The following is a 12,579-nucleotide window of genomic DNA, read 5'->3' on the forward strand; positions in this document are numbered from 1 at the left end:
GGGGCGATCGTTCGACGCCCCCTCCGCGTCACAGTCGGGAAACCGACGACGACTCGAGGGGGAGAGATGCGGACCCGGAAGACGCGACACGGGCTGCTCGCCGTGGCCATGGTGGGCGGTTTGCTGCTCACCGGCTGCACCGGTGGCGGCAGCAGCGGCAACGGCGCCACCGCGGACGGCAAGGCCAGGGACGACGGCTCCGGACCGCTTCCCGCACCCGCACCCGCCACGCCCGGCGGGGAGGACGAGGGCGGCCGCCGGGACGCCGCGCCCCCGCCCGACTACCTCTCCACGTTCGCCCTGGACGTCGACACCGCCTCGTACGGCTTCGCGCGGCGCACCCTCGCCGAAGGGCGGCTGCCCGATCCGGCGACGGTCCGGCCCGAGGAGTTCGTCAACAGTTTCCGCCAGGACTACCCGCGGCCCGACGGGGACGGGTTCAGCGTGAGCGTCGACGGGGCCAGGACAGGAGACGACGGCTGGTCGCTGCTGCGCGTGGGCCTCGCCACCCGGGAAGCCGCCGAGGAGAAGCGCCCGCCCGCCGCCCTCACCTTCGTCATCGACGTATCGGGATCCATGGCCGAACCGGGCCGCCTCGACCTCGTGAAGAGGTCGCTCGGGATCATGACCGATCAGCTGCGGCCCGACGACTCCATCGCGCTCGTGACCTTCAGCGACACCGCGGAGACGGTCCTGCCGATGACCCGCCTCGGCACATCCCGCACAGGGGACGGTCGCCACCGCGTGCACGACGCCATCGACGGCCTTGAGCCCACCCAGTCCACCAACCTCGAAGCGGGCGTCACCACCGGCTACGACACCGCCGTGCGCGGCAAGCGGGAGGGCGCCACCAACCGTGTCGTGTTGCTCTCCGACGCCCTCGCCAACACCGGCGACACCAGCGCCGACGGCATCCTGGAGAGGATCTCCGACGCCCGCAGCGAGCATGGCATCACCCTCTTCGGCGTCGGCGTCGGCAGCGACTACGGCGACGCCCTGATGGAGCGGCTCGCCGACAAGGGCGACGGCCACACCACGTACGTGTCGAACGACGAGGACGCCCGTGAGGTGTTCTGCGAGAAACTCCCCGCCAACATCGACCTGCGGGCCCGCGAGGCGAAGGCGCAGGTCGCGTTCGATCCGGAGACCGTCGAGCAGTTCCGGCTCATCGGCTACGAGAACCGTGAGGTCGCCGACGACGACTTCCGCGACGACTCGGTGGACGGCGGCGAGATCGGGCCCGGCCACACGGTGACGGCGCTGTACGCGGTGCGGGCCAAGCCCGGCGCGGGGGGCCATCTCGCCACGGCGAGCGTGCGCTGGCTCGACCCGGACAGCCGCGCGCCGCACGAGGAGTCGGGCCGGATCGAGGCCGCCGACCTCGACGGCTCACTGCGCGAGGCGGACGAGGGGTTGCGGGTCGCCGCGACCGCCGCCTACTTCGCCGACGGCCTGCGCGCCGCGTCCCCGGCCGACGGCCACTCCGGTACGGAGCGCGGAACGGCCCTCCCCGCCGCACCGTCCCTGCGTGAACTCTCCGAGTGGGCCCATGCACTGCCCTCCCGCGGTCGCGAAAAACAGGTGCGGGAACTGACCGAGGCCATCGACCGGGCCGCACGGCTCACCGGCAGGCGGTCCGATGGCGAGGACGCCACCACCGCCCCACCTCGCGGCGAGCTCCGCCCCGGCGACGCACTCGCAGGTTGAAGGCCCTGACTCACCCATCCCGTCCGCCGCACAACTCCCGCTCGGCCCGCACCGGGTCGTTCGGGAACCGGAAGGACGTGAGGTGCGCGGCCCCGGTCAGGTTCCGCCAGAACCGCCCCGCCGTCAGGGGCGCGCGCGTGGCTGCCCGCAGCTCCGCGAAAGGAGCGCAGCGCAGGGCACGCCGGGCGGCGTCGACGCGGGCCGGGTCAAGCCCGGCGGGCAGGTCGCCCGGGACGCCGCGCTCGGCGACGATCCACTCGTCGGGGAGCCGCTTGTCGTGCCCCACCCGGCCGACGAAGCCCTCGGAGTGGGCGGCCAGCGGGTAGGCGAGCCCGATCGGGTCGAGGGCGGCCCCGGAGAGCGGGATCACGGAGCCGCTGAAGCCGAGCGTGTTGTAGACCCCGGTCACACCGGGCTGCCGGGCCCCGACCGGAGTCTGGGCCAGGAGCAGCGTGGGCGCACCGGCCCGCGCCCGGTCCCGTACGAGCCGGGCGTACGACGCGTTGCCCGGGTGCCCCGCGAAGTCGTGGTGGAGGGGGTGCGGGGCGGCGTTCTGCCGTACGTACACCCCACGCTCGTCCGCGACACCGCTCCGCCCGATGTACCCCTCGTACGGAACCCGCAGGCTGCCCGCACACACGACGGCCCACACCCCGACGACCACGGCGACGACGCCCCACGCCCGAGTGACGGGCACAAGAAACACGGGCAACAGCATGAGCAACAACCCCGGCAGAAACATCCGCCCATGCATGAAGTCACCCCCCACTTTGACGACGTAAGCCCAGCAGAGGAGACCTGCGAGGACGGGGGCGAGCACGGCAGCGAGCAGGGAAGTGGTGGTGGGGGTGACGGCGGAGACTTCGGCGGTGCCTGCGGTGCCTGCGGTGGCAGCGGCGGTGGGGGCCTCGGTGTGAGTGGCGCTAGGAGTCGCGGCGGGTGTGGTGGCTGACGCGGCGGCGGGGCCCGCGGTGGATGTAGCGGCGGGAAGGCCGCTGCCGGATGCGGCGGTGGGAGCCTCGGTGGAAGCGTTGGCGGGTTCTGGGGTGGAGGCGGCGGCGGGGATGTGAATGCCGCCGGGCGCGGCGGTTGGGGCTCCGGCGGAAGTGTCGGTGGGAGCGGCGGCGGGGCCCGCAGTGGATGTGGCGGCCGGAAGGCCGCCGGATGCGGCGGCGGGAGCCCCGGTGGAAGTGTCGGCGGGTTCTGGGGTGGATGCGGCGGCGGGGATGTGAATGCCGCCGGGCGCGGCGGTTGGGGCTCCGGTGGAAGCGTCGGTGGGAGCCGCAGCGGGGCCCGCGGCGGATGCGGCGGTAGGGGGCGCGGTGGAAGTGTCGGCGGGAGCGGGAAGGCCGACGCGCGCAGCGGCGGGAATGCTGGCGGACGCGGCAGCGAGCTCTTCGGTGGACGCTGCGGCCGGGCCCCCGGCGGAAGCGGGGCCCGGCATGCCGGTGGAAGCTGCGCCCGAAACTCCGGCGGAAGCTGCGCCCGGGCCCCCGGTGGGAGCTGCGCCGGGAACCCCGGCATCCCCAGCGGCGCGTGTGACGGCGGAGGCGAGCCGTCCCGGCGCGCGACGCCCCTCCCGGCGCTCCCGCCCCACCGCCAAGGCCCTCGCGCCCCCCACCAACGCCCCCGCGCCCACCGCCGCCAACGGCAGCCACAGTGCGTACGGCCCCGTGAAGTCCCAGAGGTAGTCGAAGCCCCGGCCCCACAGGCTGCGTGAAGCCTCCTTCGTGACGCCGGGGAGCGGCATCAGATGCCCGTAGTAGCCCATGCGGAAGATCTCGTACGAGACGGGCAGCGCCCCCGCGACACCCGCCCCGGCGAGGACGCCCCGCCACGAGGGCCGCGCCATGACCCACTGCGCGGCCAGGAAGACCGCCGACACCAGGGCCAGATCGGGCCGGACGAGCGGTCCGAGCCCCAGGATCGCGCACGTCACCAGCGACCGGGGCCGGGCGATGAGCGCGAGCCAGGACCCCGCGATCCAGCAGGTCGCGAGCCCGGTCTCCAGGCCGGAGGTGGCGAAGTCCCAGACGGGCGGCAACGCGAGCAGCACAAGCGCCCCGCAGGGCAGCAGGAAGCCGCCCTCACCCCCACGCACAGGTCGCAGCAAGCGCCGTGCCCCGAGCCCGGCGAGCGCGAACCCGGCGGCGGTGAGCAGCAGCCCCCCGTACATCGCCACCGTCGCGATGTCGGCCCCCGTCGCCCCGCCCGCGACGAGCAGCCACTGCCACAGGGTGCCGGTGGACGACTCGGCGCGCTCGCCGGGGTTGAAGACGGGCCCGTTCCCCGCGAGCACCTGCCGGACCGTCCGCACATAGATGTGCCCGTCGTCGGACATCCACCGCCGCTGGAACCCCGCGAAGGTGATGACGAGAGCGGGCAGCAGGCAGACGGCGAGACGGACGAGATGGAGGGGGCGGACGGGGCGGCCCCGCCATCGCCCGCCCCCGGGCGGTGCTCCGGGGGCGGGCCCGGCGACGGTTTCGGAGCTACGGACGGAGGAGTACGCAGACGTCGTCATGACCGCTACATCGGCGCAGGTCAACAACGGCTTGAGCCACGCCGAAGCCGCCACGGAAACCAACGCCGACGCCCGGCGCCTCCCTCACGCCTTAGGAATGTCGAAGTACCGCGTGAGCCCGGCGGCCAGAGCCACATCACCCGTGATCCTGACCTTGCGCAGCAAGAACAGGGTGACGGGGCTGGCGTTCCCGGAGACGAGCTTGAGGAACTCGGCATCGGCCATGACGAGCGTGACCCGCGCCTCCGCGTCCGAGCGCCCCTCACGCACCGCACACGCGCCGTCGACGATCTCCGTCTCGTACACCACGTCGTCGTTGTCGCCGAGCCCCGTGACCTGCCAGCGGATGAGGGCCTTCAGGGAACCCGCCGCAGCCGGCTTGAACTGCCGCTCCACGCGCCCGAAGACCTCCCCCAGAACACGCCCGCGCAACTCACCGTCCTCGAACATCTCGGCGACCTGCTTACCGGAGAGCCCTTTCACGATCCGGGCGAACTCCTCGGGCGTGACGCGCGCGAAGTCGAGCTCGGCGATCCTGCTGATGTCGGCGTCCGCCACGGCAATCCCCTTGCTGAACAGTAAACTTACTAGGAAGTAAGGTATGCCGCGCGCCAGGCCCTCGCCAAGCGGGGGCGATCGCGACGGCCGGCACCGAAGCTCACGACGTTGACGCCAAGCGGACCCTGTCCACCCCATTGAATTTCTCTTACGTGTCAGTAAGTTGACCCCCGAGTAAGTACCGAGAGCGCGCCGATCACCTGGGAACCGGAAGCCGGGAGCCGTCATGGGCGTACGCAAGGATCTGAAACGGGCACAGCGCCACAGCGGCCTGGCGGACCGGGCCGAGGTCGAACTCATCAGGGACGAACACGGCACGGTACGCGAGGCCCGCACCGCCGCACTCGTGGCGCCGGCCACCGCGGGCAGCACCGCCGACATCCCCTTCACCAACGCCGCCGAGGCCCCCGACGCCGTGGTCCTGCGCCGCAAGGAGGGCGGCCAGTGGCGCCCCGTCACCGCGACCGCCTTCGCACGCGAAGTGACGGAAGCGGCCAAGGGGTTGCTCGCGGACGGCCTCGAACCGGGCGGCCGGGTCGCACTGATGTCCCGTACCCGTTACGAGTGGGCTGTCCTGGACTTCGCGATCTGGGCGGCGGGCGGCCAGACCGTGCCCGTCTACGCCACGTCGTCGGCCGACCAGATCGAGTGGATCGTCCGCGACTCCGGCGCCCGCTTCCTCATCGCGGAGACCGCCGACAACGCGGCGACGGCCGAGCAGGCGCTGGCCGCCCTCCCCGACCCGCCGCGCATCCGGCACCTCGACGGCGGCGCGATGGCGGAACTGACCGCCCTGGGCCGGGAATTGCCGGACGAGGAAGTGACCAAGCGCAGGGCCGCGCTCACCCCGGACTCCATCGCGACCCTCGTCTACACCTCGGGCACCACGGGCCGCCCCAAGGGCTGCGTCCTCACCCACGGCAACCTGCACGCGGAGGCGGCGAACACCGTCGACCTCCTCCACCCCGTCTTCAAGGAGATCACGGGACAGGTCGCCTCCACGCTCCTCTTCCTGCCGCTCGCGCACATCCTGGGCCGCAGCATCCAGATCGCCTGCATGCTCGCCCGCATCGAACTCGGCCACTGCCCCAGCATCAAACCCGACGAACTCCGCCCGGAGCTGCGGTCGTTCAGGCCGACGTTCATCGTCGGCGTCCCGTACCTCTTCGAGAAGATCCACGGCACCGGCCGGGCGACCGCCGAGAAGATCGGCCGCGCCTCGTCCTTCGACCGCGCGGAGCGCATAGCGGTGCGCTTCGGGGAGGCGTATCTGAACAGGTTCCTGAACGGGCCCCAGGGCAAGGGAGCCCGCACCAACGGAACCCATGCCAACAAGACCCCGGGTACCAACAAAACCCCTGGCCCCTCCCTCGCCCTCTATGCCGGCTGGGCGCTGTACGAACTCCTCGTCTACCGGCGCATCCGCAAGGAGGTCGGCGGCCGGCTGCGCTACGCGATCAGCGGCGGCTCACCCCTGGACCGCAACCTCAACCTCTTCTTCTACGCCGCCGGAATCGTCATCTACGAGGGGTACGGCCTGACGGAGACCACGGCCGCCGCCACCATCACGCCACCGCTCAGGCCCCGCCCGGGCACGGTCGGCCTGCCCGTACCCGGCACGGCCGTGCGCATCGCGGACGACGGGGAGGTACTGATCAAGGGAGGCATCGTCTTCGGCTCGTACTGGAACAACCCGGCCGCGACGGACGCCGTGCTGACGGACGAATGGCTGGCCACCGGTGACCTGGGCGCGCTGGACGACCACGGCTATCTCACGATCACCGGCCGCAAGAAGGACATCATCGTCACGTCCGGCGGCAAGAACGTCTCGCCCGCCGTCCTGGAGGACCGGCTGCGCAGCCGCGCCCCGGTCGGCCAGTGCATCGTCGTCGGCGACAACCGCTCGTACGTCGCCGCGCTCGTCACCCTGGACCCCGAGGCGGTGGAGCACTGGCTCACCGTCCGCAAACGCCCGGCGGACACGCCGCTCGCGGAACTCGCCCGCGACCCGCAGATGATCGCGGAGGTCCAGAAGGCGGTGGACCACGCGAACTCGTCGGTCTCCAGGGCCGAATCGATCCGCAAATTCGCGATCGTGGAGGGCGAGTTCACCGAGGACAACGGCCTGCTCACCCCGTCCCTGAAGATCAAACGACACGCGGTGACGGCGGCGTACGCGACAGAGATCGAGGAGCTCTACGGCAGCTGAGGGCGGCTGAGACACACGGCGAGTTGGTGAGGCCAGCGGCGCCGCTGGCCTCACAGAGGCAACGCCCCGGCGGACGGCCGGAGTTCCCGCAACCGGGCGGGGTCACTTCCGCGCGGGACCAAAGTCCCGTCCTTGATCTCATTCCCGTAACCCCGGACGATCACTGTTGGCCACCTTCTACACGTGTGTAAAAGTATGCGCGGCGCCCCGGGCGGGGATCCTCTTCGAGGGCTCGGGGTGCCTTCGTATGCACTGAAACGGGAGGGACCCATGAAGAAGAGCACGCGGACGGCGCGGCGCATGACCGGCGGCCTCGTCGCGGCGGTGACGGCGGGGGCCGTCCTCGGGGCGACGGCCCCCGCGGCCGTCGCCGGAGAGGCACCGTCGGCGGCGGCACGGGCGGCCGCCGTGGTCGAGAAGGCGACCGGAACCGCGGATCTGACCGCGCTCGACGGCCGCCGGGGCGGCGCGCGGACCGACGAGGGGAGCGTCACGGTCACCGCGCCCGCGAAGGCCGACGGCGACGTGCTGATCGACGCGCCGAACGCCGATGTGTCGCTGGGCGTCACGAAGACGAGGGGAACCGCCGGCGTCGCGGCCGGCGCGGGCACGGTCGTGTACCCCGACGCCGCACCCTCGACGGACATCGCCGTACAGCCCACGGCGGACGGCGCCGCCCGCACCCTGGTGACGCTCAAGGACCGGAAGGCCCCGACCACGCACGACTTCTCGCTGACGCTCCCCGAGGGGGCGCGGCTGATGGAGGACGGAGAGGGCGGCTTCCTGATCGCCAAGAGCCACGGCGAGGACACCGAGGTCCTGGGCGCGATCGACGCCCCGTGGGCCAAGGACGCGGACGGGGAGGCCGTACCCACCCGGTACCGCCTCGACGGCGACAAGCTGACGCAGACGATCGACACCGACGCCGACACCGCGTTCCCGGTGGTTGCCGACCCGAAGGTCTCGCTCGGCTGGTCCATCTACCTCCGCTTCAGCAAGAAGGAGGTGAAGGACATGGCCAAGACCCCCATGTACCACTTCGCGGCGACGGCGACCGTGATGGCCTGCGCCAAGATCCCCAACGCGGTGGCGGCGGCAGGCTGCGGCGCCGCCCTGACCGCCCAGGCCGGCTCCTTGCGCGGCCAGATGCAGGACGCCGCCAAGGCCAACCAGTGCGTGGAGTGGAAGGTCAGTTACGTGGGCGTCATCACCAACTGGAAGCGCTACAAGTGCTGACGGCGGACCAGCTGACGGCAGACCAAGAGAGGAAGACGAAGATGACCTCGAGGACGAGTACGAAGACGGGCACGAAGAAGGACCTGCTGGTCCTCACCGTCACCTACCTCGCGCTCGTGGCCGTCGCCTGGGCAGTCATGGGCGGGAACACCGCCCGCTGGATGCTCCTGCTGCTCCCGGTCCTGGTGGCGGCCCGCGCCTTCACGCTCCGCGGCCGGGGAAGCCGCAGTACTTCGAGGTGACCGACCCCGGGTGGGCCGACGGCGTCACGGCGCGACGGCCCCCGCCATGAGCCGGCGGGCTTCGGCTTCGTCCGTGTGGGGCGGTACGACCAGGAGGTCCCACCTGCCCCGCCCGGGCGCGAGCAGGCACACCGTGGAAGGCGTGCGCCTGCCGGGGCTGCGGTGCAGTTGCAGGACGTGGTTCGCGATGAGCGTCCGGCCGGGAAAGTCGGACCACATGCCGCTGTTGACGGTGACGTGCGCGATCTGGGGCCAGCTGTGGGGCAGGGCCCCGAGCAGGCGCGGCAGTTCGGCCAGCAGGTCTCCCGTTCTGGGCCACCACGCGCCGTCGACGAGGTGCGGCCCGCCGCCGGCGGGTGACAGGCGGAGGCGTACGAGGGACGGAAGGCGCGGTGGGGCGGGGAGGGGCGTACGGACCGGGGTGCTTAGTGGGGTGATGAAGGGGGTACGCAGGGTCGTGCTCATGCCGGGCTCCTGCTCGGGGGCTGGTGGATCACGGATGTGCCGGGTGCGGTCGGCGCGACGATGGGGGCGAGGGGGACGGGTGACGGCGATGCCCATGACCCGTCACTGCCCGTACGTCATGGCCGTACGCCCTGGTGTGGAGCCGCCCTCCGACTCCCAGGCCTCCGTACCGATACCGATACCGGTGCCGATGCCCGTAGCGGTCCGAGATCCCGCCCCCGCGGCGGCCGCGAGCTGTCCCGCCGCCTCGGCTGCCATGAGGGCGCTGCCCGTGCGTCGGTCCTGTGGGTCGCAGGCCGCGGCCATGAGCCGGGCGGCGGCGCCCGCTTCGGTGTCGGGAGGGACGATCAGCAGGTCCCAGCGCCCCGCGCGGTAGGAACGCAGCATGAGTTGGTGGGCGTCCTGCTCGTCGCGGAACCACCCGACGTTGACCGTATGACCGTGGACCGGCACCCTGTGCGGGATCACGGGCCAGTGCGTCGGATTGACCGTGACGCGCGTGATGCGTCCCCACGGCGCGTCCAACTCGTCGCACAGCGCGGGCAGTTCCCGGTGCAGATCCCGGGAGCGGGGCCACCAGGCGCCGTCGACCAGCCCGGAGGAAGGGCCCGACGGCTTCAACGTCAGGCGGGCGGGCGCCTCGTCGGCGGCAAGGGTGCCCAGGAGGGTGGGCGGGGGGCGTCGTTCGGTGATCACCATCATGGTGTCGACCTGTCCCCGGGCCCGATGCACACGACCCGGTGCTTGGCCGAGGGAGATACCGGCAGAGGAAGCCGGTCAAGAAATGCCCTCGGTACTGTCAGCGTACTCCTGTGGAAGCCCCGACCACGGGTGCGCGACGGCTTCCCGGCTGCCGAGGCCCTGCCCGGGACACTTTGCGCCCCTTTCCGCCCGACTTCGACCCGGGCTTCCGCCTACGTCTCCGCAGGCCACCGGACCTGCATCCGGCCACCGCCGCGTCGGGGCTGGCGGGGGAGGTGCGTTCGGTGGCGGAAAGCCCTCACCGCCTCCTGTGTCCGGCCTTGCGGTGTGCTTCGCTGGCGAGCCCGGTAGGCGGAGCCCGCAGAGGCCGCGGATGAGCCGGGCCCGGCCGAGGGAGGAAGGTGTCGGCGTGCCCCTGTCGCCCCTGTCGCCGCTCCTCGCGGCCGCGTCCTGGCTGACGAGCCCCCTGTCCCCGGACGACTATCTCGGTCTGCTCGACCCGTTGCTGTCGGCGCGGCACCCCGCGGGCCGGGTCACCGCCGTGCGGGCGGAGGGGCCCGCGGCGGCCACCCTCGTGATCCGGCCCGGACGGGGCTGGACGGGGCACCGGCCCGGCCAGTACCTGCCGGTGGGCGTGGAGATCGACGGCGTACGACATTGGCGTACGTACTCGCTCACCACCCCGCCCGACACACCGGACGGCAACGTCGCCGTCACGGTCAAGGAGGACCCGCGCGGCCGGGTCTCCCCGCACCTGGTGCATCGCACGCAGCCCGGCGCCGTCCTGCGACTGGGCCCGGCCCAGGGGGAGTTCGTGCTGCCGGACCCGCCGCCCGAACGGATGCTGTTCGTGACGGCGGGCAGTGGCATCACCCCTGTGCTGGGGATGCTGCGCACCCTTGCCCGTCACCGTCGGGCACCGACCCCCGACGTCGTACTCCTGCACAGCGCTCCGGCACCGGAACAGTGCCTTTTCCGCGCCGAACTGACCGAGCTTGCGGCCCGGTCGCGCTGGTTCCGGCTGCACCTGACCTACACGCGTACGGACGGCCGGCTGACCCCGGACCGTATCGTCGGGCGCTGCGCCGACTGGCGGAACCGGGACGCCTGGGTGTGCGGTCCGCCGGGGCTCCTCGCCGCGGCGGAACGGCACTGGGCCCAGCACGGAGTCCATGAGCGACTCCGCCTGGAGCGCTTCCGTCCGGCCCCGCTGCTCCCACCCGGCCCCACAGCCACGGGCGGCCGGGTGCGGTTCGGCCGAACCGGTGTCGAGGCGGACGCCCCCGCGGCCGTGCCGCTGCTGGTGCTCGGCGAGGCCGAGGGCGTGGCGATGCCGTACGGGTGCAGGGCGGGGGTCTGCCGCGGCTGTCTCGTCCCGCTCGTGGCCGGCAGGGTCCGCGATCTGCGGACCGGCGAAGTGCACGGAGAACCGGGCGGTTTGATCCAGACCTGTGTCAACGGAGCCACGGGCCCACTCGTCCTGGACGTCTAGGACCTCCCGAGGAGGCAACTCCCCATGGCCACCACCTCAGCAACAGCAACAACGACGATCCCCTCAGCCGCCGAGGAGGCCCCGGAAGGGGCAGACGGAACAGCACCGGAGGACACGTCCGGAGCAGCACCGGAAGGCGCGTCCGCAGCACCGGAAGGCGCAGAGCGCATCGAGGAACTGGGAGCAGAACTGGACCGTCTCCGCGCCGAGATCGTCGCGGCACGCGGCAAGGACGACGCCCGCTACATCCGCACGGTGATCGCCGTCCAGCGCAGCCTGGAGACGGGCGGCCGGCTCGCCCTGGCCGTCTCCCTGTTCCCGCCCGCCTGGCTCACCGGCACCGCCCTGCTCGCCGCCGCCAAGACGCTGGAGAACATGGAGCTGGGCCACAACATCCTGCACGGCCAGTGGGACTGGCTGGGCGACCCGGCCATCCACTCCACCACCTGGGAATGGGACTTCCTCACCCCCGCCGACGCCTGGAAGCACACCCACAACCACCTGCACCACACGTACACGAACGTCGTGGGCCGTGACCGCGACCTCGGCTACACCGTCCTGCGCATGAGCCCCGACCAGCCCTGGCGCCCCTTCCACCTCCTCCAGCCGCTGTACGCGGCGCTGCTTGCGCCCGTCTTCGAATGGGGCATCGCCCTGTACGACCTGGAGGCCGACGCGGTGCGGGACGGCCGCAAGAGCCCGCGCGCGTTCCTCGGAGACCTGGCGGAGCTGCTCGGCAAGGCGGCACGCCAGTCGGCCAAGGACTACGTCCTCTTCCCGCTGCTCGCAGGCCCGTCCGCGCTGCCCTGCCTGCTCGGCAACCTCACCGCCAACACCGCACGCAACATCTGGGCGCACACCATCATCTTCTGCGGTCACTTCCCTGGCGATGTGCGGACCTTCGCCGAGGAGCAACTGGAGGGCGAGAGCCGTGCCCAGTGGTACCTGCGGCAGATCCAGGGCTCGGCGAACATCGAGGGCGGCGCCCTGTTCCACGTCCTCACCGGCAACCTCAGCCACCAGATCGAACACCACGTCTTCCCGGACCTCCCCAGCAACCGCTACGCCGAGGTGGCCCCACGCCTGCGCGAGCTGTGCGGGAAGTACGGCCTGCCCTACGTCACGGGCCCCTTACGGAAGCAGTACACCTCGATGTGGCACCGCATCCTGCGCCATGCGCTGCCCGGCTGAAAGGTCCGCCCCAGCCCCCTCAGCGCCGCCGTCCGCCCCCGCGCCCGGACCATCCGGACCCCACACCGGCCGAGTGCAGGGCGAGGAGCGCGAGTCCGACCAGCATGAGACTCGTCGGGCTGAAGACCGTCTCGGTCGACGTCTCGGCCGCGTGAAGGACGAAGGCGATGACGAAGAGTACGGCCGCCGCGAAAGCCAGCATCTGTCTTCTCCTGCCGATGGACGGCGAACCACAGGCCACCCCCGTGGCTGC

The 12,579-nt window shown here is 72.1% G+C and carries 11 protein-coding genes; 6 read left to right on the plus strand and 5 right to left on the minus strand.

The window, feature by feature from the left end; all coding sequences use genetic code 11:
• Positions 1-66 precede the first annotated feature (66 nt).
• A complete protein-coding gene (locus ACZ56E_RS25280; protein WP_471217511.1) occupies positions 67-1,707 on the plus strand; it encodes a vWA domain-containing protein in 1,641 nt (546 codons plus the stop codon).
• A gap of 10 nt (positions 1,708-1,717) precedes the next feature.
• Here the strand turns inward: ACZ56E_RS25280 and ACZ56E_RS25285 are convergent, their stop codons facing one another.
• On the minus strand, positions 1,718-4,231 hold the full coding sequence (locus ACZ56E_RS25285) for an arabinofuranosyltransferase AftB family protein (protein ID WP_471217513.1): 2,514 nt from the start codon (positions 4,229-4,231) through the stop codon (positions 1,718-1,720).
• 84 nt (positions 4,232-4,315) lie between these two features.
• Positions 4,316-4,789, minus strand: a complete 474-nt coding sequence (locus ACZ56E_RS25290) for an SCP2 sterol-binding domain-containing protein (RefSeq protein WP_471217515.1) — start codon at positions 4,787-4,789, stop codon at positions 4,316-4,318.
• Positions 4,790-5,015: 226 nt separating this feature from the next.
• Between ACZ56E_RS25290 and ACZ56E_RS25295 the strand changes: the two genes are divergently transcribed.
• The 3 genes from ACZ56E_RS25295 to ACZ56E_RS25305 all read left to right on the plus strand — a co-directional run bounded on the left by ACZ56E_RS25295 (position 5,016) and on the right by ACZ56E_RS25305 (position 8,476).
• On the plus strand, positions 5,016-6,998 hold the full coding sequence (locus ACZ56E_RS25295; RefSeq protein ID WP_471217517.1) for an AMP-dependent synthetase/ligase: 1,983 nt from the start codon (positions 5,016-5,018) through the stop codon (positions 6,996-6,998).
• A gap of 270 nt (positions 6,999-7,268) precedes the next feature.
• Complete coding sequence (locus ACZ56E_RS25300; RefSeq protein ID WP_471217519.1) at positions 7,269-8,234, plus strand: hypothetical protein; 966 nt, start codon at positions 7,269-7,271, stop codon at positions 8,232-8,234.
• 41 nt (positions 8,235-8,275) lie between these two features.
• Positions 8,276-8,476, plus strand: coding sequence for a hypothetical protein (locus tag ACZ56E_RS25305; protein WP_471217521.1), 201 nt, complete (start codon positions 8,276-8,278; stop codon positions 8,474-8,476).
• A 24-nt stretch (positions 8,477-8,500) separates the two neighbouring features.
• Here ACZ56E_RS25305 and ACZ56E_RS25310 read toward each other — a convergent pair whose 3' ends face one another.
• Complete coding sequence (locus ACZ56E_RS25310) at positions 8,501-8,941, minus strand: DUF5994 family protein (protein WP_471217523.1); 441 nt, start codon at positions 8,939-8,941, stop codon at positions 8,501-8,503.
• Positions 8,942-9,043: 102 nt separating this feature from the next.
• Positions 9,044-9,640, minus strand: coding sequence for a DUF5994 family protein (locus ACZ56E_RS25315; protein WP_471217780.1), 597 nt, complete (start codon positions 9,638-9,640; stop codon positions 9,044-9,046).
• A gap of 412 nt (positions 9,641-10,052) precedes the next feature.
• Here ACZ56E_RS25315 and ACZ56E_RS25320 point away from each other — a divergent pair, with 412 nt between their 5' ends.
• Together ACZ56E_RS25320 and ACZ56E_RS25325 are read left to right on the plus strand one after the other, a co-directional pair.
• Positions 10,053-11,135, plus strand: coding sequence for a ferredoxin reductase (locus ACZ56E_RS25320; protein ID WP_471217525.1), 1,083 nt, complete (start codon positions 10,053-10,055; stop codon positions 11,133-11,135).
• A 24-nt stretch (positions 11,136-11,159) separates the two neighbouring features.
• Complete coding sequence (locus tag ACZ56E_RS25325; protein ID WP_471217527.1) at positions 11,160-12,326, plus strand: fatty acid desaturase family protein; 1,167 nt, start codon at positions 11,160-11,162, stop codon at positions 12,324-12,326.
• Positions 12,327-12,345: 19 nt separating this feature from the next.
• On the opposite strand, the gene ACZ56E_RS25330 is transcribed toward ACZ56E_RS25325, so the two are convergent.
• Complete coding sequence (locus ACZ56E_RS25330) at positions 12,346-12,528, minus strand: hypothetical protein (RefSeq protein WP_468601262.1); 183 nt, start codon at positions 12,526-12,528, stop codon at positions 12,346-12,348.
• Positions 12,529-12,579 lie beyond the last annotated feature (51 nt).

Source organism: Streptomyces sp. NPDC039480 (genome assembly GCF_055597165.1).

Excerpts from the sequence above, each read along its gene's own strand:
- ACZ56E_RS25310 (WP_471217523.1), bottom strand. The coding sequence starts at position 8,941 with ATGAGCACGACCCTGCGTACCCCCTTCATCACCCCACTAAGCACCCCG.
- ACZ56E_RS25280 (WP_471217511.1), top strand. The coding sequence starts at position 67 with ATGCGGACCCGGAAGACGCGACACGGGCTGCTCGCCGTGGCCATGGTG.
- ACZ56E_RS25315 (WP_471217780.1), bottom strand. The coding sequence starts at position 9,640 with ATGGTGATCACCGAACGACGCCCCCCGCCCACCCTCCTGGGCACCCTT.
- ACZ56E_RS25295 (WP_471217517.1), top strand. The coding sequence starts at position 5,016 with ATGGGCGTACGCAAGGATCTGAAACGGGCACAGCGCCACAGCGGCCTG.
- ACZ56E_RS25285 (WP_471217513.1), bottom strand. The coding sequence starts at position 4,231 with ATGACGACGTCTGCGTACTCCTCCGTCCGTAGCTCCGAAACCGTCGCC.
- ACZ56E_RS25300 (WP_471217519.1), top strand. The coding sequence starts at position 7,269 with ATGAAGAAGAGCACGCGGACGGCGCGGCGCATGACCGGCGGCCTCGTC.
- ACZ56E_RS25305 (WP_471217521.1), top strand. The coding sequence starts at position 8,276 with ATGACCTCGAGGACGAGTACGAAGACGGGCACGAAGAAGGACCTGCTG.
- ACZ56E_RS25330 (WP_468601262.1), bottom strand. The coding sequence starts at position 12,528 with ATGCTGGCTTTCGCGGCGGCCGTACTCTTCGTCATCGCCTTCGTCCTT.
- ACZ56E_RS25325 (WP_471217527.1), top strand. The coding sequence starts at position 11,160 with ATGGCCACCACCTCAGCAACAGCAACAACGACGATCCCCTCAGCCGCC.